Genomic DNA, 20,722 nt, shown 5'->3' with positions numbered 1-20,722 from the left:
AGAGATTGCTCTCGACACCCCCCGCCGCCCGTAGGCGGACACGGTGGCTGGCCACGACCGTACTCGCCGCGTTCGCCGCCTGTGCCGTCGGCACCGGCCCCGCCGCCGCGGCCATGGCCCCCACGCCCTCGGCGCCGCCGCGGCTGTCCGCCCCGCTGGAGCCCTGCACCTACGACGGCGCGCCGGCGGGCGCCCGCTGCGGCACCGTCGAGGTCGCCCTCGACCGCGCCAACCCGGGCCGGGGCACCACGCGCGTCGGGTTCGCGTTCCTCCCCCGGCGCGACCAGTCGCAGCCGTCGCTGGGCACGGTCGTGCCGAACCCCGGCGGCCCCGGCGCCCCGGCGTCGCGCTTCGTGAACTACGCCGGCCTGCTGGCGCCGCTGCTCGACCGCCGCGACCTGCTTCTCGTCGATCCGCGCGGCATCGGGCTGTCGCAGCAGATCAGGTGCAAGGCGATGACCGATCCGCTCGCCGGGTTCTCGCACCCCGAGCTCGTCGCCGCGATCGGCGCGTGCGGGCGGGAACTGGGCTCGAAGGCCGGGCTCTACGGCTCGGCCGCGGTCGCCGACGACATGGACGCGGTCCGCCAGGTCCTCGGCCTCGACCGACTCGACCTCTGGGGCGACTCCTACGGCACCTACCTGATGACGGTCTACGCGGCTCGCTACCCCCAGCACGTCCACTCGGTCGTGCTCAGCGGCTCCTACCCGATCGCGTTCGACACCTTCGGGCGCGACCGGCTCGACGCCGCGATGCGGGCGATCCGCCTGATCTGCGCGCGCACACGCTCCTGCGACGGCGACGCCGTCATGCGCGACCTCGCGCAGGTCGCCGCGCGACTGCGCAGCCACCCTGTCCGCTTCACCGTCGCGACCGGCTCGCGTACCTATCGGGCGACGCTCGACGAGGCCGCGCTCGCGTCGGTCGTCTACGCGCGCGGCGAGCGGACGATTTCGGCGGCGCTGCCGTCCGCACTCGCGAACGCCGCGGCCGGGGACCTCGACCCGCTGAAGCGCCTCGCCTCGCTCGTGATGCGCGACGTCGCCGGGCTGACGCAGAACCCCGCCTTCAACGCGACCGCCTTCGCGGCCGTCATGTGCCACGACTACCCGCGCGCGTTCCGCTACCAGGACCCGCCGGCCGTGCGCCGCGCCGACTACCGGCGGGCGCTGTCGGCGCTCGGCCCGTCGGCCTTCGGGCCGTTCTCGGCGGCGGGATGGACGGCGGCCGGATTCGAGGGCGCCGACCTCTGCATCGAGTGGCCGAACGACCCGACCGCAGCCGCCCCGGTCGCCACCGACCGGCCGCTGCCGGACGTGCCGGTGCTCGTCCTCTCCGGCGACCTCGACGCGAACACGCCGAGCGGCGCCGGTCGCGAGACCGCGGCGCAGTTCCCGCACGCGATCTTCGCGGAGGTCGCGAACGCCGGCCACACGCCGTCGGGAGACCCCTGCGCCCTCGCGCTCGCGATCGGCTTCGTCAAGACGCTGTCCGCCGATGCGGGGGCATGCCTGCGCACGGGGACGCCGCCGCCGGTGCCCGGCCGCGCCGCGGTCCGGGGGGCGCAGCTCCCGCCGGCGCGCGCGGCCGCGACGTCCGCGGTACGCCGCGCACTCGGGCTCGTCGGCGCCACCGCCGAGGACCTCGTCCAGCAGAGCGGGGCGGTCCGCGCATGGGGCGCCGCAGACGGTCTGCGCGGCGGACGGTACGCCGCCGACACCGCGACACCCGGCGCGATCACGCTGAAGGCGGTGCGCGTGGTGCGCGACGCGAGCGTCTCCGGGACGCTGGCGCCCGGCACGGGTCAGCAGCTCATCGGCACGCTGCGGCTCTCCGGGCCCGGCGTGGCACCGGGCCGGCTGCAGGTACGGATCGCACCGGGGACCGGAGCCGGCCACGCCACCGGCACACTCGGCGGACATGCCGTCGACCTGGACTTCCAGCTCGAAGGCGGGCAATGAGCGCCGGCAGCCACCCGTTCAGCGCGGCGATCAGGCGGGGTGTGGAGTGGTAGGGCGCCCGGGGCTCGAACCCGGAACCTACGGATTAAAAGAAGACGCCTCGATCAAGCTCGGCGGCCCTGACCTCGGCGTTCGGTGTCCGTGGATGTTCGCTGAGTTCCGCCGGTGTTCGCCCTCTTGGCTGTACTCGTGGCTGTACAGCCAAGGCTGCCGACGTCTGGCCTTCTGTCTACAAGGTCTCCAAACGATCTTCGTGGGCGTTCGTAGGTGTCCGCCACCTCGTCGACCGGCACCCTCGCCGTTCGTCTCCGTCCGCCGCAGTTCATGATCGTCCGTTCGGGTGGCTCCCAAGGTGGCTCCCGGAAATCGCCCCGCGACCATGGCTTGCTTGTGCGCCCCGCTCGCCTCGGCCACCAGCCGCTGAGTTCCCACCCAGCCATTGTGCTCGTCGACATGGCTGGCAGACTGCGCGATATGAGCGAGGCCCTGTGGCACGTCCCCTTCCCGTTTCCCGATGACACGTTCCCGCCCAGCCTCGGGGCCGTCGTACAGAGGACGGTGATCTCCGGCGAGTTGCCCGCGCTCATCGTGATTCACGACGATGAGAACGACTGGCTCATTGGCGATGACGTCACCGACGCCAGTGACCCGGATGCTTCGGCAATCTGCCACGTTGCTCACGTCGTGGATCTCGATCCGAGCGTGGCCGAAACCGCGTCTCTCCCGTGTGGGTACGCCGCGCGTAGAACCTCGAAAGAAGAGCCATGGGTGATTGAGGAGTGGTACTACGAGGAGGAAGAGTAGGTTTGACCTGCGTGTCCAGCGGCGGCACCCCACCTTGCCTGATTGAGAGCGGGTGACGAGAATCGAACCCGCGCTGTCAGCTTGGGAACTGCATCGATCACGGCCTGATGAGGCGCTGAGCTGGGCAACGGACCGGTCCTGAGTGACCATGGTTGACCCCTCGTCACCCCTCCTGATGGCCCGCTAATGGCCCGGCGTTTGCGGCGGGTGACATCACCGCGGTTATGACAAAGTGAGCTGTGGACAGACCGACGAACGATCAAGACATAGTGGAGATCTTGAGGGCGGTTCGGGTCGGCGACATCGTCTCGGGGACGATCACGCAGGTGGGACGTCCTCACGGGGCCGCGGTGAGGCTTGACGGGTGGCTGGGTCTGGCATCGGCGGACATCGGGCCTTTGGACGTCTCCTGGTGTCGCCTGCCGGATGAGGTCATACAGGTCGGCCGGCGCGTCACCGCCGAAGTGATCGATGTCGATGAGGAACGGGGAAGGATCGGCCTGTCCCTGGCCGCGACCGAGAATCCCGAACTCTGGGCATTCCTGAAAGGACTCCGCCCTGGCGAGGTACTCGGCGGCGAAGTGGCAGACGTGCAGCGGTTCGGGGTGTTCGTGGCGCTGGATGATGGGCCGCCGCATCCCGTCTATCCAGGAGTAGGTTTCATCTCGATCCCCGAGCTGTCCTGGCGACATTTCGATGAGGTCTCTGAGGTCGTCGAGGTAGGGCAGCGGGTCACCTGTTCCGTTCTCTGCTTCGATACCTACCAGGGCGAAGCCAGGCTCTCCCTTCGCGCACTTCAGCCTGATCCTTTCCAGGGGTTCGCCGACGCGGCTCGCGAGGGACAAGAGTTCTGCGGAACCGTGACCAAGCTCGTCCCGTTCGGAGTCTTCGTCAGAGTCGTAGAAGGCATCGAGGGCCTGGTGCCCTTGGATGAGCTCGGCTCCATGCCTATCGAGACCGAACAGGTCGTTCAGGTCGGCGACCGCGTCAAGGTGACCATCATCAGCCTGGATCGCGACGCCCGCCGATTGCTCCTCTCCCGCAAGAAGGCTGGTTCTGATCCCCTACCGCCTTGATGGCATCTGGACGGGGGCCGCACGCTCCGGGACCGATGCGAGCGCGCCGACCTCACGCGTGCGGTACGCACAGACAGGTGCCCGCTATCCGGTGGGCCGGGGCTGAGGAACGAAGTCCCGGACCTTCGAGCCAGCTACGATGACCGGCCATGCTGTGGCGATCGTAGGGCTGCATCTGTGCGGCGGTGTGGCAACCCCGGCCGGTGCGTTCGGTCGGTACGGCGGGGCCGGCGTGCGGTGCCCGGGCCGGTGTCCCGCCGCCGTCCGGGACCGGCCCCCAAGCCGCACGCCCGGACGGCGGGCGGGTGGAGGGCCGGGGGTACGGCGGCGCGCCGCTTGATACCTAGGAGAACAATTCGGCAATGCACTGGTTGAGCGGCCGGTGTTCAGTCGAGTAGCTCCACACGGCGGGTGGTGAGGGCTCGGCGGGCGGTGACGAAGCGGTCGTGGAACTCTTCGGCAAGTGCTTCGCGGCGGTAGCGCTGGCGTAGGACGCGGTCCAGGTCTGCGGCGCGGTTGACGAGATCGGTGAGGGATCTGCGGTCGATGTCGAAGGCAGCCATGCCGTTGTCCACTGCGGCGTCGAGGTCTCCGCGTCGGGCGTGGACGATGCCGAGGTCGATGTGGGCATCGGCCACACGCATGGGGGCGTTGCTGGTGCCGTCCGGGCGGGTGTGCATCTGGATGGTCTCGCGGGCGTGTTCTTCGGCGCGGTCGTCGTCGGCCAGCCAGGTGTAGCAGGTGGCGGCGTAGAAGACCCATTTGCCGTGGTCGAAGACGAAGTGGTGGTCCGGGTTGTCGGGGATGGGCAGGCGGCTGAGGGCTTCGGCTCCGCGGGTGAGTGCGCGGTCGGCTTCGCGGCGGTCGCCGATGCGGGCAAGGCCCCGCGCTTCTTGCAGGGTGAGCTGGACCATGGCGCTGGTTTGGCCGGCGACGGCCTGGCCCATGCGGGCGGCGGTGACGACGTCTTCGAAACGGCCTTCGACGAGGGCGAACCAGGCGGACATCTCATGTGCCCAGCCCATGAGTTCGCCGTGGCTGACCTGGCGGCCCATTTCGAAGGCGGCTCTGCGGGCGGTTTCTGCTTCTTCTCGTTCGCCCAGGTCGTAGTGGACGCAGCCCAGGAGAGCGGTGAGCCAGCCGGTGATGACGAGCAGTTCGCGGTGCTGGTCGAGGGTGAGGCGTCCGGAGAGCAGGCGGTTGATCTGGGCGAGGCGTTTCTGGGTGCGGTCGCGCAGGGTGGCGACTGAGACCACCGGGTAGGCGCGGCAGAGGAGATCGACGGCTTCGGCGAGTGCTTCGAGGGTGCCGGTGCCGACGTCGGATGCCTGGAGTTGCTGGGCGAGTTCCATGGTGCCGTACAGGTCGGCCTCTGCCCGCAGGGCGTCCATGGGGAGGATGGGCGGGGCCTCGATGAGGCGGCTGCCGGGCGGTCTGTGCTGTGAGAACCCCAGTGTCTCGGGTGGCAGGCCGGTCAGTTGGGTGAGTGCCAGCCGGTACGGCGGGCGTGGCCAGCGGACTTCACCGGCTTCCCAGCGGCGGATGCGTTCCTCGTCGCAGGTGAGGCGTTCCGAAATGCCGATGTGTGTGGCGTTGATTCGGTCGGCCATTTCCGCGCGAGTGAGCCGATTTTCGTTCCGCCACGCGCGCAGTTGGACATTAGGAATGTTCTCTGACATCGATGGGTCTTCCTCTCGGCTGGGGGCTCAAGAGGGGACTGTTCGGGGGTCCTGCGTAACTCCTTTTGGTGGACTTGCCATCAACCAACACGGTACGTGAAGCGGCCTCCCGCCACAGGGAACGCCGGATGAATCGAGGAGATGGCGACGGTGACCCGGCCAGACGAGAACAGCGAGACAACGCACCCCCCCTGCCCGTCATGCCGGGGACGCGGAATCAAGCTGCGCGACTCGCGCCGTGCGCTCCTCATCGGGGGTGACGGCGTTGACGAGGTTCCGGAGGGGGATCGCAGATGTCTCGACTGCCTCGGCGGCGGCCGGGCCGAAGGGAGCGGGGAGTGAATTCGATCATGCAGGCTGCGATGGCCGGCCTGGGGCGGCTGGAGGAGGCGAACGCCCTCATCCGGTTGCGGGACCGGCTCGGCAGTCTGGGCGTGAACGCGGAGCTGCGGGACAACAACAGCGCGCTGATGGCGCATCGGCCGGGGCCGGGGCTGCCGGTGTGGGTGTTCGTCGGCTATGGCGGGGCCTACTACTCGTGGCAGCAGGCTGAGCGGCGTCATTTGGTGGATGACGTGGAGGGTGCGGCGCGTGTCTTGGCGGAGTACGTCGCCAAGTAGCAGGCGGGAGCGGCGGGCATGACCGTGGGGACTGGGTGTGGTTCTTCCCCTCGTCCTCGTCGCGCCTCTTCGCCCGGCAGGTGGCGGTGTCCACGCCCACATGAGGGACGCCCCCGGTCCTTTCCGTGTTCGTCGCCGGGTTTGTGGATGGGCGTGGACAGGCAGGTCGCGCCGGGATACTCTCAAACTTGGTAAAACAACCTGTCGGGTGTTGGACGGTCAGAATGTCTCTTGAGTCCGTGCCGCCGAAGTATGCCCAGCTTGTGCAGGCCCTTCAACGGCGTATCGAGGCGGGAACCTACCCGCCCGGCTCCATGCTCCCCAGCGAGCATCAGCTCATCCAGGAGTTCGGCGTCTCCCGCCCGACCGTGGTGGCGGCGTTGCGGGTGCTGCGCGAGCAGGGCTGGATCGAGTCGCAGCAGGGCAAGGGCCGGTTCGTGCGGGGCCGTCCGGCGATGGCGGCCGTGGAGCCGGTCCGGGCGGGGCAGGCGTATCTCACCAACCCCGAGGCCGGCACTCCCGGTGAACTGGTCGAGGCCGGCGCCGTGCTGGTGCCGAACCGGGTCGCGGCGCTGCTGGACGTGCCGCCCAAGAGCAAGGCGTTCCTGCGGCGACGGCTGATCGTGCGCGAGGGCGAGCCGAGCGAGCTGGTGTCGCTGTGGCTGCCTCTGGAGTTGTCGGAGGGGACCGATCTGACCAGCGGTGAGCCGCTGCCGCAGGGCATCCGGCAGCATCTGCAGTCCCGCAAGGGGCTCCGCTTCGATCACATCGTGGAGCAGATCACCGCGCGCATGCCCACCGCGCAGGAGGTCAAGCAACTCGGCATGCCGAAGAACGTGCCGTTGCTGGCTGTGTTCGGCGCGGTCCGGGACGCTTCCGGTCGTCCGCTGGTCGTGGTGGAAGTACTGCTTCCGGCCGATCGTCATGAGTTGGAGGACGCCTACCCGGTGGCGTGAGGGCTCCTCTCTATATGCAGCGCCAGTCCCAGTTCCACCTGTGGGAGTCGTATACCTCGACGATGACCCGGCGTCCGCCCGCCTCGTCCGGGTCCTGGAAGTACAGGGAGATCATCGCTTTATGCTCGGCCCCCCTGATGGTGGCCTTGTCGTAGTAGTCGCGGATCTCCTTCTCTGTGAGGGCGGTCGCGAGAGTGATCCTGATCCGGTAATCGCAGTAGGAGCCGCTTCCTCCGATGAGGTTCTTTCCGAAGGTCACGTCGCGGTCCATGGGAAAGTACTCACGGGTCCGGGGTGGTAAGGGGTAGTCGCTCGCCCGTTCGTAGAGCGCTTCGAGGCGTGCGTTGTCCCGCCAGACGGGAGTCATGACCAAGCCGAGTACCACGGCAAGCGGCAGAAAGATGGCGGCCAGGGCCACCCAGGCACCACGAGTCATGATCGCGACCATAGGGTACGGCTGCCCTCGGCACCCGTGGAGCAGCCGAAGTAGCCCAGGGCAATTACTGAGCTTTCGGGCCCTATCTGGACGGACGCCTCGGCGATTCGAGCAGGATCTCGGACGACTCGACGAAAGTCACTTGACCTAGCAAGTTTGAGCGCCCTGCTCTCAGAGCATTACTTGATAGGTCAAGTGTCAGCCGTCATGGCTCTGCAGGGCCCCATCCCCGTCACCTACGCCATGGTCTTCCCGCACGGCTGCTACGTCGTCGGCGAGGTCGAGCCCGTCAAGGACTTCGACGCCTCCGCCGGCGGCTGGTTCGTGCAGGCCCGCGACAAGCAGACCGGAGAGCTGGTCTGGCAGGTCGCGGTCATGGACGGTGACCCGACCCTCAAACCCGCCCAGAAGGCGGTAGCGGTCAAGATCCTGGCTCCGGTCCAGCCGGTGCCGCCGGCCCCGATGCCGGGGCTGCCGTTCACGCCGGTCGAGTTCGACGGCGTCTCCGTCACCCCGTACGTCAACGCGGCCGGACGCCTCACCTACTCGATCAAGGTCCGCGAGATGCACGCGCCCCGCACCACCGCCCACACCAAGCCCCAGGCAGGAAAGGACGCCGCCTGAATGACCCGACGCCGCACCCCGCGCCTGTCCTGGCGCTCGACTTCGGCGCCACCTTGGTCCTGGTCGCCACGGCCGGACCGGTCACGGCGGCGGACCTGGCCTTCGCCCGCCAGCCGGGAACCCCAGTGCCAGGTGGCGCAGGGCAAGGGCGAAGGCCGGCCTCGACTGGCTGCGGCTCCACGATCTCCGGCATGCCTGCGCGTCGTACCTCCTGGCCTGTGGTGCCTCGCCTCGGACGGTCATGAAGACGCTCGGCCACAGCCAGATCGCCCTGACCATGAACACGTACGCCCCGACATCGAACGGGCGGCGGTCGACGCGGTCGCCAGGCAGCTCTTCGGATGACCTTCAGCACGACCAGAGGGCCGGGCTCCCATCAGCGGGAATCCGGCCCTCTTGGCTGTGAAAGCTGGCTGTACGACCTCGGCAGACAAGATCGAGCAGAGGTGTTCGAGCTGGTAGGGCGCCCGGGGCTCGAACCCGGAACCTACGGATTAAAAGTCGCGGTTCTCGATGCCGCCCACTATCGGACCGTGTCTGATTGTATCGCAGTGTCATGCGATGTCCGCTTTTGGAATGCCTGCGAATGCCGCCCGGTGTTATGCCGTATCGCGTGCCGACGAGCATCCAACGAGCAACCCACGGCTTCCCAGATGGTTCTTACTTTGCGCCCGGTTGGCGAGCTGACGTCCCGGGTGGTTTCCGGTCCGGGAGGGGTTGGATGCGATCCCCGGCAGGCCTGTGATGATCGTTCAGGAACGAGCGAAGCTGTGATGGCTGCCAGGCACAGCTCGACGGTCACGTCACGGCGCATGGCCGGCAGTGGGGCCGGGCGCCGCTGGGAACGCCATGCAAGCCGGACGACCTGCGCGGATGGCATCATCGGCAGGACGGGCCGCGCTCAGTCAAGAACCGCGAGGTGGTCGGCGGCGCCTCCGCGCCATTCGATCATGAAAAGGGTGGCGTCGTCGCTGGTGTGCCCGCCCCGTTCCCCCTTCAGCGTGTGGGAGAGCCGGCGCAGATCTGCCCGCACCGCCTCTGACAGATCTTCCCCCAGGCGGTTGATGCAGCGGATGAGGCGTTCCTCGCCGAACGGCTCGCCACCGGCGACGTGCTCCTCGATGATGCCGTCGGTGTAGCACAGCACCCGATCGCCCTGCTGCAGCAGGTGCTCTGCGATCCGGGGCTCCTCGCCGCCGCAGCCGACGGGGAGCGTCGTCGCGCTCTCCAGTTGTTGCACGACCCGGCCATCGCGGATCAGCAGCGGCGCGGGGTGGCCCGCGTTGACCAGCTCCAGCTCACCGGTGGTGATGTTCACGTGCATCAGCTGCGCCGTGACGAAGTGGTCGGGCCCGAACTGCCGGGATATGGCGTCGTCCATGAATGCGTACGTCTCGGCCAGGCTGACGAACACGCGCCGGGCATGTCGGTAGGCGCCGATGGCGATGGTCGCCATCGAGGCGGCATCCAGGCCGTGGCCCATCGCGTCGATCACGGCCACGTGCAGGATGTTGTCGTTCAGGGCGTAGTCGAAGCTGTCACCGGCGACGCGGTAGGCCGGCTCCAGCATGCCGGCCACCTCGATCTGCGGCACGGACATCGACAGCGGCGGCAGCAGGCTCCATTGGACCTCCGCGGACACGCTCATCGGCTCCCGGCGCCGGGCCAGGAAGAACTGGTCGGTGTAGGAGTTCTTGGTGACCAGCATGTCGGCGACCAGAGCGACGAGCCGGCGCAGCAGGCGCCGGTCGTCGTCGGTGACGGCGTCCAGGGTCAGGGCCATCACACCCACCTGATCGCTTCCGTCCAGCAGGGGCAGGTACATCCGTACGCCTCGGGCCTGCGCTACCTCGACGACTTCCGCGTGCAGGAAGGCACGGCCGGCGGGGGAGTCGGCCATCGGCTCGGGCCGGCCCACGTGCAGCTTCCGGCCCGAAAGCGGCACCAGCAGCTCTTGGGCGTAGTCCTGGAGCAGGATGGAGACGTCACTGCCGCCGACCCTGGCCACTACTTCCGCGATCAGCGGGGCGATCAGCTGCGGAGGCATCAGCCGCGCCCTGTCCAGCAGCAGTCCGAGCAGGCGCTCACCAAAACCCTCCGACCGGTCCACGATCTCCTCGCCCATGGCCGGGCTCACCCCCTCTCTCCTGCGCCCACGCCGATCATCGCCTCCGCACGACGTGACCTGAGAAGCCGCCGGAGCGGCCCATGACGCCATGCGCGCATGCCGTCCCACGCCGTCCACGCTCAGATCAGAGCTTTCCCCTCGACCGCGTCGCCCTGCCCTCAGCCTTTGCGCGGGCGGCGACCAGTGCATGTTCACCCGTGGGTGCCCCCGGCCACTGACCGGTCGCCAGAACAGCGAGGGAGCCCGGCGGCTACGTCCTCACCGGCGTTCTCCACCGTTCAAGATCAATCCCGCCGATAATCGCTCTACAGATGTTCCCCAAGGCCGGATTCCACAATCGTGTTCATCTCTGAACTCCCAGGTCGAGCGGGGCTTGCCGGTTCGGCGTTGCCCGGCGCTTACGTGGCGTCGGTGTCGAGGTTCCGGTAGACGGTGGCGCGGCCGACGCCGAGCCGGTCAGTGATCTGCTGGACGATGTACGTGCCCCCGGTCGCGAGCTCGCGAGGAGGCGAGACCTTCGAGGGGGCAGACCAAGGACGTCTGAACGGGACAGTGCCCGCCCTGCCCGGAAGAAGGGCGGCGAGCCGCGAGGTAGCAACAGTCGGATCAGCCTTTGATGGGCGTGTGTTCGGCCTTCGTCGGCGACCGCGGCCGCACGACGCTCGGGCACCGGTGAGAGGTTCGCCGAGGGCACCGTCGGGCTGGCCAATGCCAGGGCGGCGTCGGGGCAGCCCGCCGCTACAGGTACTGGCCCGCCTCGGCGCTGGCTGTCTTCGACACACGTGCCGACACCACGTTGGCGAGGTTGATGACCACGCCGTTCACGTCGGTCTCACGGCCATACCTCGCCCGCATCAACACCAGGCTGCGCTGCTCGTCCATGGCACGGGCGATCGCCGCCACCGCCTCCGGCTCCCCGTCGAAGTCCCCGCTCATCACGGAGACGTCTTCGCCGCTCATCAGGTGGAATCGAATGATCAGTGCGGCATTCTCAGGCACAGCCGGCTCCTTTCGCCAGAATCCGCAAGGGACCCCTGCCCAGCGTCGAACGCTGTAGGCGGCTGCCCTCCGCATTCGCCTACCGCGGCGCGGGCGCGGCGCCCTCCAGCCGGGCCGGGATACGGGAGTGACCATCGGGTCACCCGCTCCCGACCCGGTTTGTTGCTCTGCTCAGTGGCGGTCGCGGCCTGTTCCGCGGATGCGGAGTTCGGCCTTGCGGGCTGAGAGGCGCAGATCGGCCAGGTCGAGGCCGACGACTTCGGAGATGCGCAGGCCGGCGTAGTAGGGCAGCAGGGCGATGGCCTTGTCGCGCGGGGATGCGGTGAGCTGGACGTGGCGGAGGTAGCGGCGGGTGCGCCTGGCGTCCAGGGCGCGGAAGGCGGTGCGGCGGGCGTCGCGTTCGCGGCGGGTCTGGGGCATGCCGAGGTTGCGGCGGGTGTAGAAGTCGTCGATGGCCGAAAGGTAGGCGTCGATGGTGTTGGGGGCGCGGCGGCCGTTTCTCAGGTGGCGGCGGAAGCCGTCTACCGCGCCGGTGGCCGCGACCGCGTCAGTGAACGGCGTGTGTTCCCTGAAGCTGGTCCGGCCGGTTCTGTGATCTCGGAGGGCGGGTGTCCGGAAGTCACCCACACAGCCTCCTTCCGGCATCAGGGAATTCCGGAGGTAGGAGGTAGAATGAACTTACCGAGGACTTTCCGAGCGTTGGCATTCAGGTCTGCGTCGCCCCCGGCGAACCACCACCGGCCCCTTCAGCGGGGCCCGGACAGGTCAGGCGACCATGACGCCGACACTCCTCTCTCAACGGGCACCGCTCAGCTCCACCTCGTCGGCGATCCCTCGGGTCGATTCCGGGCTACGGCTCAGTCTCCACCCGGTGCTGGATCGGCGAGCGGTGGTGGACGGCGCCTGGTGGCCCTACTCCCATGACGCGGCCGCCGAACTGCCCGGTCTCATCGCCGCCGTCGACCAGCGGCTGCAGCGGACCACGCTGCTGGTAGGCGTGCAGCGGGACGCGTGGCAGAGCATCCCGCACCGCATCCCGGCACGCGGGCGTCAGGTCCGCATCGGCTGGTTCCGCCACGCCGACCCGCGCGTGATCACTTTCATCTTCGCAGCCGGCGAGCCGGTCGTCCTGCTGGTCATACCTCCGGGCACCACGGCCGGTCCTGCTGAGGCCGAGCTCACCGCTCAGGACACCGCAGGCTTGAGCATCGACGACATTCTCACCGTCGAGCGCTTGCCGCCCGACCCCGCTCCGCCACTGCGCGGGACGGCCGCCGACAGCTTGGCCTGCTGGGAGGACGAGGGCGGGTCGGTCACCGACCAGGAGGCGCCCTCCTCCACCAGACGGCCGTCAGCGCCGGCGTGACCCCCGTGCCGTCTGCCGACCGGATCGAACTGTTCCAGGACCACCCGTTCTGGCCGCGGACCGGCTTTCCGGTCGGCAGGCATCTCAGCTTCTCAGCTTCTCCAAGAGGGAGACTTCCATGACCGTCACAGACACCACGCCACTCGGCGTGGCCAACCCATCACGTCCGACCACCGTTCATCTGTCCGGCGAGATCGACATCTTCACCAGCGCAGCGCTTCGCCGGCAGCTGATGAGCACGCTGCACTACAGCACGAGCCTGCTCATCCTCGACCTGTCGCAGGTGTCGTTCTGCGACGCCGGAGGCCTGGCCATCCTGGTCGGCATCCAGCACCGCGCCCGACCGATGGGCATCACCTTGGCCCTGACCGCGCCCCGCCCGTTCATGACCCGGCTGCTGCACATCACCGGCCTGGACCGCAGCCTGCCGATGGTGGTGTGACCGTGCGCCCAGGCCCCGACCGCGATCTGCTGAAACGGCTGCGACTGTTCAAGCCGGGAGAGCTCGAGATCCAACATGTCCATCGAACCCGGAGGCCGGACGCTGTGGCCGAATGTTCGAACCTCACAGGATGCCCGGCTTACCGCAGGCCCTGCTTCTCCGCCTCGATGAACGGGTGCACCCTCACCGGGTCTCCTTGGCGAAGAAGGCCGGATGTGCTCGCCTCACCGGGGTCAGGGCGACGTGGTGGGTGCTGTGATCCAGCAGCTGCACAGCCGGCGCTGCTTGCTGGGCTGGGGTGTCTGGCAGGCGATCTTCGGGTTCATGCCGAGGTGGTTGAGCGGGCCTGCCACGATCGTCACCGCGATGTCGCAGTTCTCCACCGCAACAGCACAGGCCACGGCACACCTGGCGGATTCGGCACTCAACGGAGATCCAGTAGATGTGAAGGATGGTTGTGGAAGATCACCCGTTCTATCGGATCTCTGTGTCCCAGCTTCCCGAAGACTCTAGAAACGCCAGCCCAGGCTCTACTCACCGACATTACTTCCTAACCCAATGCGTCAGGAGTTGTCGATAAGTCCCCCAAAAACCGGTTGGTTGGGCATCAGTCAGGTTCGTGCGGTTATTCATATCTATTTGAAGAGGACAAACAGGGGGGTAGCAGGTCATGTCGGACACAATGTCCAATCGGGCCGGCGTAGCCGGTCAGGCCGCGACCGTACCGAGGGCCAGAACACACGAGGGCGGCCCGGCGACCGGGCTGGTCACTGACAGGGGCACCACCAGCATCGACGACGGTGTCGTCGCCAAGATCGCTGGGCTGGCCGCTCGGGAGGTGTCCGGTGTCTACGCCATGGGCGGGGGCGCGGCGCGGGCGTTCGGGAGCATGCGCGGCATGGTTGGCGTCGAGGAGAACGTCTCGCAGGGTGTGTCGGTGGAGGTGGGCGAGCGGCAGGCCGCCGTGGACCTCGACCTGGTGGTCGAGCACGGGACGGCGATCCCCGATCTGGCGGGAGCGGTGCGGAAGAACGTCATCAATGCGATCGAGCGGATGTGCGGGTTCGAGGTGACCGAGGTCAACATCAGGGTCAACGACATCCACCTGCCCGAACAGGACCGCGACCGGCAGACCGAGAGCGGCCACACCGTCACCAGGAAAGAAGCCGAGCAGGAGCCGCGGGTCCAATGACGGACACGGGCTTGGAGCCGACGCCTGGCGCGGGGACGGGCACCGCGGGCGGCATCACCGGCGGTGGCGCGGACGAGGCGCGGGCGATCGCGGGGAGGGCGCGATCGTGTCAGGGCGTGGCCGGGCTGTCCGGTGGTCGGTTCGGGACGGTGGCCACGTACCTGCCGGGCGAGCGGCTCACGGGCATCTCCGTGAACGACCGCGCGGTGGAGATCGCCATCGTTGCCACGACGGACCGCCCGCTCCCGGAGGCCGCCGACGAGGTACGGCGGGCCGTGATGGACCTGGCCGGCGGCCGCCGGGTGAACGTGCGCATCGACGACATCGTGGAGGGACCATGAACAACCAGTGGCTGCCGCTGATCGGCATGGCCGTCGGCATGGTTCTCGGGCTCGTCGGAGCGTTCGTCGGGCTGGTTGCGTTCCTGCTCGTGCTCGTGCTCGGCACGGTCGGCTTGCTGGTCGGCCGGCTCGCCGAGACCGGTGAGCTGAACCTGTCGAGGCTCTCCGAGAGGCGGAGATGACCACCCGGCGCAGGCACCGTGACGGTGCCCGCGCAGCGCTCCGCACCCCCCATTCGCTGTGGGAGATGTGCGGGCGTACCCAGATCGCCGGTCCGGCGGTCGCCTGGATCGCCTGTCGCGTCGCTGAGGAGGTTCCCGAGACGCGGGGAGGTGCGTTTCGGGGGCGCCGTGGGCGCGGTCGCCGAGCGCGGAGGTGCGCGGTGACCAGGCCTGCGCGTGTGTGGGCAGGCGCGCTCGTTCCAAGGGGCTCGATAGGACGCTGCACGTGCGACGGGGGGAAAACTGGCATGGCTTTGAGGGGTACAGGCTTCGTCGATCGGCAGTGGGGCGGCGCGGCGCCGATCCTCGACGGGCGTAAGCCGGTCGCGGCGGTGGTCGCGTTGTGGGTGTTCGTGCTGGTGCCGTTCGCGGCGCTGGCCGCCGCCGTGCCGGTGGTCTGGGGGTGGGGGCTGAGCTGGGCCGACGTGGCGATCGCGGCCGGCGGCTACGTCCTGACCGGGCTCGGCGTCACGGTGGGCTTTCACCGCTATCTGACCCACGGCGCGTTCAAGGCGGGCCGGTGGCTGCGTTTCGGCCTGGCCGTGGCCGGGTCCCTGGCCGTGCAGGGCTCGGTCATCCAGTGGGTGGCCGATCATCGGCGCCACCACGCCTTCTCCGACCGCGACGGCGACCCGCACTCGCCCTGGCGCTACGGGCACAGCGTGCGCGGTCTGGCCAAGGGGCTGCTGTTCGCGCATGTCGGCTGGATGTTCGGGCGTGACCTCACCAACCGGCGGCGCTTCGCCAAGGACCTGCTCGCCGATGCCGACATCGGCCGGGTGGACCGGCTGTTCGGGGCGCTGGTCGCGGCCTCGCTGCTGTTGCCGCCCGCCATCGGGTTGCTGGCCACCGGCACCTGGCGCGGCGCGCTGACCGCGTTCTTCTGGGGATCGCTGGTGCGGATCGCGATGCTGCACCACGTCACCTGGTCGATCAACTCGATCTGCCACGTCTTCGGCGAGCGGCCGTTGAGAACCCGCGCCGGGGACCGGGCCGCGAACTTCTGGCCGCTGGCGATCCTGTCGTTCGGCGAGAGCTGGCACAACGGCCACCATGCCGACCCCACCTGCGCCCGCCACGGCGTGCTGCCCGGCCAGATCGACATCTCCGCACGGCTGATCCGGCTGCTGGAAAGGCTCGGCTGGGCCCACGACGTACGCTGGCCTGTCCCGGCGCGCCTGGCCGCACGACTCCGCGAGCCTTCCCATGACCGACCCTGAAAAGGCACGGCTCAGCCTGGATCCCACCCTCACACGCCAGGGCGCGGTGGACGGGGCGTGGTGGCCCGCCACCTACGACGCCGGCGCGGAACTGCCCGCCCTGATCGCCGCCATCGACCAGCGGCTGAACCGACGGGTCCTGCGCGTGGGCCTGCACCTGGACACCTGGGACAACATCCCGCACCGCATCGCCGCGCCCGGCCGTCACGTGAAGGTGGGCTGGTTCCGCACCATCGACCCCCACGTGGTCAACCTGATCATCCCGGGGATCGAGCACCTCAACCTGCTCGTCATCCCACCTGGCACCACACCCGCCGCCGCCGACAAGGCGCTCGGCATGGCCACCCGATGCCGTGGCCGTACCCGTCCCGGCGACATCCTCACCGCCGCAGACCGGAACAGCTCCGCCGAAGCCACCACCGAGCAGGACCTGAGCCTGGCCGGTTGGGACAACGAGGGCGGACAGCCCCAACAGCCCGCCCGCGGCGACTTCGCGTCCTGATCACGCGTTTGGCGGGGAACGCACAACCGTTACGGGTCCCTCCGGGCGAGTGCCTGGTCGGCCGCGGCGCTGAGCAACCGGGCCGCGGCGGCCACCTCAACAAGCTGACCAGGCGTTGTCGTTTCCATACGCGGCTCCCCACCGGACAGGTTGGCGCCACACCCGGTGAGTCGCGTGTGAAGGCACCCGACGGCGGATCTCGGCGTCGGGGATGTGGCGCAGGTCGGCGCCGTCGAGGGTGATGGTGCCGTCCGTGGGGGTGAGGGCGGCGGCTCGCACCCCCCGCATGGACACCGCCACACCCGCCGCTGCGGATGCTGCGGCTGCACGCGGCTCGGCCGACATCGCGAGCTCCATGCTCCTGTCGGGTGACGGCGCGAGGTCCGCGCGGGAGGGCGGCGCCGTCGATGATCGCGAATTTCCTGCCTGGTCCCGGAACTTTGCCCGCGCCCTGTTGCCGGTCGATTGCGTCAGGTGTGCCTGACCCTTGATGGCAAACCGATCGAGAAAGGGCAGGACAAATGAGACATCACCAAGATCGTATTCTGGTGTACAAGCGGTGCGGATGCGTCGATGCGACCACCGGCAGGCAACTCGGCCGACGCTGTGTGCGGCTGGACGAGAACGGGCACGGGAGCTGGTACTTCGCAGTGCAAGTGCGCGGCCCGGCCGGACGCCGCGAGCGGCTGCGGCGTGACGGGTCCACCACCGCCGAGCAGGCCCACCACGCGGGGGGTGACGCGATCACCGTCGATCAAGACAGTGGGTCGGGTGCGGGATACACGGTGGCGCGATGGCCGCGCTGCTGGCTGCAGACGCAGCAAGCACTGCGGCCCAGCACCCGCGAAGGCTACGCCGATCACCTACGCCTGCATCTGATCCCGTACCTGGGCCGGATCGAGCTGGCCCAGCTCTCAACCCGAGACATCAACCGCATGTGCGCCGCCCTCACCGGGCGGCGCACCCGGTACGGCAAGCCCATCGCGCCCTCCACCCTGCACCGGATCCGGGCCACGCTGCGTGCGGCATTGAACGCCGCAGTGCGTGAGGGCCTGATCGCCTCCAACCCGGCACGGATGATCCGGCGCGGACCGCTGGTCAATAGGCATGGAATCGCCGGTTACTCGGCTGTGAGGCCTGCGTCGTTGAGCCGCTTGATGAGGCTGGGCTTGCCCTGGTGTCGTTCCCGGAGGTGGGTGAGGCGCTGGGTGAAGGCGCCGGCGTGCTCGTCGCGGAGGGCCAGGGCGTGCAGGTCGCCAAGGAGTTCGACGGCCAGGTCGTATTCGCGGGGCTTCTTGGTGCCGATGGAGGTCTCCACCACGTCCCACGCGGCGTCGAGATCCTGGGCGAGCCGGTTCAGGCGCAGTTCCCTGGCTTGTCGCCGCTCCTGTTCCCGGCGGGCCTGTTCTTTGGCGCGCTGGGCGGCTTCCTGCTGCTCGCGGGCGTGGCGGCGGGCGGCAGCGGTGTCCAGCAGTTCGGCGACCGTCCGCCCCGTCTCCGTCTTCTGGCTGGTGGTTTCGCCGCCGAACTCGCGCAGCAGTTCCCAGCGAACGCTCGCGGCGTCCTCCTCGATTACCCTTAGACGGTGACTCAATTGGCGAGTCGGCGGTAGCAGATGAGGGCCGCGGCGATGGCGACGAAGGATGCGAAGTGGTCGGCCCGGCGCTCGTAGCGCCGGTGTAAACGGCGATAACCGGCCAGCCAGGACACTGTTCTCTCGACCACCCAGCGATGCCGTCCCAGCCGCTGGCTGGATTCGATCCCGCGGCGGGCGATGCGGGGGATGATGCCCCGGCCGCGCAGGAAGACCCGCAGATGAGGATAGTCATAGCCCTTGTCGCCGTGAAGTTTGCCCGGTCGGCGGCGTCGCGGGCCGCGCCGGGAGCGAATGGGCGGGATCGACCGCACCAGCGGTTCCAGTGCCAGGCTGTCGTGGACGTTGGCGGCGCTGATCGCGACAGCCAGGGGCAGACCGGTCCGCTCGGTGATGAGGTGGATCTTCGACCCTTTCTTGCCGCGATCGACAGGATTCGGACCCGTCAGCTCCCCCCTTTCATCGCCCGCAGGCTGACGGAGTCGATCGCGCACCGCGACCAGTCCAGCTCTCCTCGCACGCCGAGCTCGTCCAGCAGAATCCGGTACAACTTGGCCCAAACCCGCGCGGCGCTCCACTCGGCGAAGCGGCGGTGCACCGTCTGCCAGGAGGCACCGAACACCGGCGGCAACTGCCGCCAGGCGCACCCCGTGGTGGCCACGTACACGATCGCCGCCAGGATCACCCGATCGTCGACCCGCCGCCGCCCGCCACCTTGCGGCCGCGTCGGCGCCGACGGCACCACCCGCTGGAACAACTCGGGGGCTCGCCCAAGGCCAGGTAGTTAAGGTCGTCGTGGTGCTGTCAAGCACGCGAGTTCTCAGGACGTGGGAACGGAGATCCAGTAGAACGGTGATCTTCCACAACCAGCCGTCGAAGAACTGGATCTCCGTTGCTTGCCGAGTATGCCAGCTCTGCTGTTCCCCGCGCTGTCGAGACGGGCTCTTCGTCCCGCTCGGCAGCCGGGAGATTGTTCGCTCCCGGGCATTTGGGTGAGCTGACCGCGCTCGTGCCGGTCGAGCTCGTCGATGCTGTGCTGGAGGAGGCTCGCGGCGTGCAGCGTCGTCTGCGCGCTCTGCCCTCGCGTGTCGGGGTCTACTTCCTGCTGGCGATGTGTCTGTTTCCCGAGGTCGGCTACCTGCTGGTCTGGCAGAAGCTGACGGCCTCGCTGGCTGCCCTGCCGGTCGTGACGCCCACCGCCAAAGCGCTGCGTGACCTGCGCCGCAGGGTCGGCTGCGCGCCGATGCGGCGCCTGTTCGAGGTGCTGAGCGGACCGCTGGCCCAGCCCACGACGCCCGGAGTACGGTTCGGGGCCTACCGCATCGTCTCCTTCGACGGCTGCAGCTCGCTCAAGGCGCCCGACACCATCCGTAACCGGGCCTGGCTGGGCAGCCCCGGTCACGGCGGTTACCCGCTGCTGGAGCTGATGACGCTGGTGGAGACCGGAACGCGGGCCCTGATCGGCGCGGTCTTCGGTCCCACCAGCGAGGGCGAGAGCGGCTATGCCCGGCGCCTGCTGCACCTGCTGACGCCGGACATGCTGGTGTTATGGGACAAGGGCTTCGACGGCAACGCTTTCCTCGCCCAGGTCAGCGCCACCGGCGCCCAGGTGCTCGGCCGGCTGCGCAGCAACCGGCGCACCCCTATACTGGCCACCCTCACCGACGGCTCCTATCTGTCGATGATCGGTAGCTTGCAGATCCGCGTTATCGAGGCCCGCATCACGGTGACCTGCGCCGACGGCACCACCTTCACCGGCATCTACCGCCTGGTCACCACCTTGACCGATGCCCGCCGCTACCCCGCCGCCACCCTGGTCAGGCTCTACCACCAGCGCTGGGAACACGAGTCCGCCTACTACGCCCTCCGCCACACCATCATGCAAGGACGAATCCTGCGCTCGGGCGACCCGGCCGGACTGGAGCAGGAGATGTGGTCGGTGCTCACGCTCTATCAGCTGCTGCGCACCGTGATGGTCGACGCCGCCGAGTCCCGACCCGGCACCGATCCCGACCGCTGCAGCTTCTCCATCGCCCTGCATACCGCCCGCGACCTGGTCATTCAGCCGGGCGACAACCCCGGCATGGCCACCGGCTTGGTCGCAACCATCGGACGCCGTGTCCTAGCGGCGCTGCTGCCATCCCGCCGCCCGCGCGTCAGCACCCGCAAGGTCAAATCACCCACCTCCCGCTACAACGAACGGCTCGACGACGGCCGGCCCGACCACAGCCGCACCATCACTGACCTCGACATCACTCTCCTGCCACCCCCGCCCACGCTGCCCGCCGCGTCCCGGGACGAGCGACCCATGACCCCCACCGACCGCCGCAGACAACAACAGGTCCTGGCCCTCCTTCACCAAGATCCCAACCGCCCCTGGAAGGCCCGTGACATCGCCCAACACCTCGGCGAGGTCACCCTGAACACCATGTATCGGCAACTCTCGCGCTGGGCCGCCGGCCAACTCATCCGCAAAATCGGGCCAGGCGTCTACACCGCCGGGCCGATCCCCCCGGCACTCTTGCCAGCAGCTCAGAAACCTTAACTACCTGGCCTTGGGG

At 68.9% G+C, this 20,722-nt stretch carries 22 protein-coding genes and 2 pseudogenes; 16 read left to right on the top strand and 8 right to left on the bottom strand.

Annotation, left to right across the window (positions count from 1 at the left end):
- Nucleotides 1-5 precede the first annotated feature (5 nt).
- From BMX74_RS40615 to BMX74_RS40600, 3 genes are all read left to right on the top strand, one after another.
- Nucleotides 6-1,961, top strand: coding sequence for an alpha/beta fold hydrolase (locus BMX74_RS40615; protein ID WP_091105752.1), 1,956 nt, complete (start codon nt 6-8; stop codon nt 1,959-1,961).
- A 474-nt stretch (nt 1,962-2,435) separates the two neighbouring features.
- Complete coding sequence (locus BMX74_RS40605; protein ID WP_143078940.1) at nt 2,436-2,765, top strand: hypothetical protein; 330 nt, start codon at nt 2,436-2,438, stop codon at nt 2,763-2,765.
- 239 nt (nt 2,766-3,004) lie between these two features.
- On the top strand, nt 3,005-3,841 hold the full coding sequence (locus BMX74_RS40600) for a S1 RNA-binding domain-containing protein (protein ID WP_218154230.1): 837 nt from the start codon (nt 3,005-3,007) through the stop codon (nt 3,839-3,841).
- A gap of 386 nt (nt 3,842-4,227) precedes the next feature.
- Here BMX74_RS40600 and BMX74_RS40595 read toward each other — a convergent pair whose 3' ends face one another.
- Complete coding sequence (locus tag BMX74_RS40595) at nt 4,228-5,520, bottom strand: NsdA family TPR-like regulatory protein (protein ID WP_143078939.1); 1,293 nt, start codon at nt 5,518-5,520, stop codon at nt 4,228-4,230.
- Between the two features lie 338 nt (nt 5,521-5,858).
- Between BMX74_RS40595 and BMX74_RS40590 the strand changes: the two genes are divergently transcribed.
- Both BMX74_RS40590 and BMX74_RS40585 read left to right on the top strand, forming a co-directional pair.
- Nucleotides 5,859-6,140, top strand: coding sequence for a hypothetical protein (locus tag BMX74_RS40590; protein WP_091105748.1), 282 nt, complete (start codon nt 5,859-5,861; stop codon nt 6,138-6,140).
- Nucleotides 6,141-6,379: 239 nt separating this feature from the next.
- A complete protein-coding gene (locus BMX74_RS40585) occupies nt 6,380-7,096 on the top strand; it encodes a GntR family transcriptional regulator (protein WP_218154229.1) in 717 nt (238 codons plus the stop codon).
- A gap of 10 nt (nt 7,097-7,106) precedes the next feature.
- On the opposite strand, the gene BMX74_RS40580 is transcribed toward BMX74_RS40585, so the two are convergent.
- Nucleotides 7,107-7,532: a hypothetical protein gene (locus tag BMX74_RS40580; RefSeq protein ID WP_143078938.1), complete on the bottom strand. Its 426-nt coding sequence runs from the start codon at nt 7,530-7,532 to the stop codon at nt 7,107-7,109.
- 207 nt (nt 7,533-7,739) lie between these two features.
- Between BMX74_RS40580 and BMX74_RS40575 the strand changes: the two genes are divergently transcribed.
- Both BMX74_RS40575 and BMX74_RS40570 read left to right on the top strand, forming a co-directional pair.
- Nucleotides 7,740-8,156 (top strand): plasmid replication, integration and excision activator, encoded by a 417-nt coding sequence (locus BMX74_RS40575; protein WP_091105802.1) that lies wholly within the window; start codon nt 7,740-7,742, stop codon nt 8,154-8,156.
- A gap of 133 nt (nt 8,157-8,289) precedes the next feature.
- Nucleotides 8,290-8,562, top strand: a pseudogene (locus BMX74_RS40570) (tyrosine-type recombinase/integrase); the annotation flags it as partial.
- 495 nt (nt 8,563-9,057) lie between these two features.
- On the opposite strand, the gene BMX74_RS40565 reads toward BMX74_RS40570, so the two are convergent.
- The 3 genes from BMX74_RS40565 to BMX74_RS40555 form a co-directional block, all read right to left on the bottom strand.
- Nucleotides 9,058-10,281: a PP2C family protein-serine/threonine phosphatase gene (locus BMX74_RS40565; protein WP_091105740.1), complete on the bottom strand. Its 1,224-nt coding sequence runs from the start codon at nt 10,279-10,281 to the stop codon at nt 9,058-9,060.
- A gap of 741 nt (nt 10,282-11,022) precedes the next feature.
- Nucleotides 11,023-11,283: a hypothetical protein gene (locus BMX74_RS40560; protein WP_091105739.1), complete on the bottom strand. Its 261-nt coding sequence runs from the start codon at nt 11,281-11,283 to the stop codon at nt 11,023-11,025.
- 171 nt (nt 11,284-11,454) lie between these two features.
- A complete protein-coding gene (locus tag BMX74_RS40555; RefSeq protein ID WP_091105738.1) occupies nt 11,455-11,910 on the bottom strand; it encodes a site-specific integrase in 456 nt (151 codons plus the stop codon).
- 148 nt (nt 11,911-12,058) lie between these two features.
- Here BMX74_RS40555 and BMX74_RS40550 point away from each other — a divergent pair, with 148 nt between their 5' ends.
- Together BMX74_RS40550 and BMX74_RS40545 are read left to right on the top strand one after the other, a co-directional pair.
- Entirely contained in the window at nt 12,059-12,649 is a 591-nt protein-coding gene (locus BMX74_RS40550) for a DUF5994 family protein (protein WP_256257592.1), read from the top strand.
- Between the two features lie 118 nt (nt 12,650-12,767).
- Nucleotides 12,768-13,091, top strand: coding sequence for an STAS domain-containing protein (locus BMX74_RS40545; RefSeq protein ID WP_091105734.1), 324 nt, complete (start codon nt 12,768-12,770; stop codon nt 13,089-13,091).
- Nucleotides 13,092-13,324: 233 nt separating this feature from the next.
- Here the strand turns inward: BMX74_RS40545 and BMX74_RS44655 are convergent, their stop codons facing one another.
- Entirely contained in the window at nt 13,325-13,474 is a 150-nt protein-coding gene (locus tag BMX74_RS44655) for a hypothetical protein (RefSeq protein WP_177227702.1), read from the bottom strand.
- A gap of 287 nt (nt 13,475-13,761) precedes the next feature.
- Here BMX74_RS44655 and BMX74_RS40540 point away from each other — a divergent pair, with 287 nt between their 5' ends.
- The 6 genes and pseudogenes from BMX74_RS40540 to BMX74_RS46820 all read left to right on the top strand — a co-directional run.
- On the top strand, nt 13,762-14,283 hold the full coding sequence (locus tag BMX74_RS40540) for an Asp23/Gls24 family envelope stress response protein (RefSeq protein WP_256257591.1): 522 nt from the start codon (nt 13,762-13,764) through the stop codon (nt 14,281-14,283).
- On the top strand, nt 14,280-14,624 hold the full coding sequence (locus tag BMX74_RS40535; protein WP_256257590.1) for a hypothetical protein: 345 nt from the start codon (nt 14,280-14,282) through the stop codon (nt 14,622-14,624). Before BMX74_RS40540 ends, BMX74_RS40535 begins: the two co-directional genes overlap by 4 nt.
- Nucleotides 14,621-14,806, top strand: coding sequence for a hypothetical protein (locus BMX74_RS40530; RefSeq protein WP_091105732.1), 186 nt, complete (start codon nt 14,621-14,623; stop codon nt 14,804-14,806). The genes BMX74_RS40535 and BMX74_RS40530 overlap by 4 nt, the downstream gene beginning before the upstream one ends.
- Nucleotides 14,807-15,093: 287 nt before the next feature.
- Entirely contained in the window at nt 15,094-16,065 is a 972-nt protein-coding gene (locus BMX74_RS40525) for an acyl-CoA desaturase (protein WP_091105730.1), read from the top strand.
- On the top strand, nt 16,052-16,567 hold the full coding sequence (locus BMX74_RS40520) for a DUF5994 family protein (RefSeq protein ID WP_091105728.1): 516 nt from the start codon (nt 16,052-16,054) through the stop codon (nt 16,565-16,567). The genes BMX74_RS40525 and BMX74_RS40520 overlap by 14 nt, the downstream gene beginning before the upstream one ends.
- A 521-nt stretch (nt 16,568-17,088) precedes the next feature.
- Nucleotides 17,089-17,490 (top strand): annotated as a pseudogene (locus BMX74_RS46820) (tyrosine-type recombinase/integrase); the annotation flags it as partial.
- A 197-nt stretch (nt 17,491-17,687) separates the two neighbouring features.
- Here BMX74_RS46820 and BMX74_RS46175 read toward each other — a convergent pair.
- A complete protein-coding gene (locus BMX74_RS46175; protein WP_256257589.1) occupies nt 17,688-18,161 on the bottom strand; it encodes a hypothetical protein in 474 nt (157 codons plus the stop codon).
- A protein-coding gene (locus BMX74_RS40500; protein WP_256257588.1) for an IS5 family transposase occupies nt 18,158-18,918 on the bottom strand; the annotation gives its coding sequence in 2 pieces (ribosomal slippage) (nt 18,158-18,616 and nt 18,619-18,918; 759 coding nt in all). The genes BMX74_RS46175 and BMX74_RS40500 overlap by 4 nt, the downstream gene beginning before the upstream one ends.
- Before the next feature lie 231 nt (nt 18,919-19,149).
- Between BMX74_RS40500 and BMX74_RS40495 the strand changes: the two genes are divergently transcribed.
- Nucleotides 19,150-20,706: an IS4 family transposase gene (locus BMX74_RS40495; protein ID WP_177227506.1), complete on the top strand. Its 1,557-nt coding sequence runs from the start codon at nt 19,150-19,152 to the stop codon at nt 20,704-20,706.
- Nucleotides 20,707-20,722: the final 16 nt, after the last annotated feature.

This window comes from Nonomuraea pusilla (assembly GCF_900109355.1).
Taxonomy (GTDB): domain Bacteria; phylum Actinomycetota; class Actinomycetes; order Streptosporangiales; family Streptosporangiaceae; genus Nonomuraea; species Nonomuraea pusilla.
Note: the sequence above shows the minus strand (reverse complement) of the source record. Positions and strands in the feature narration are given on the sequence as shown.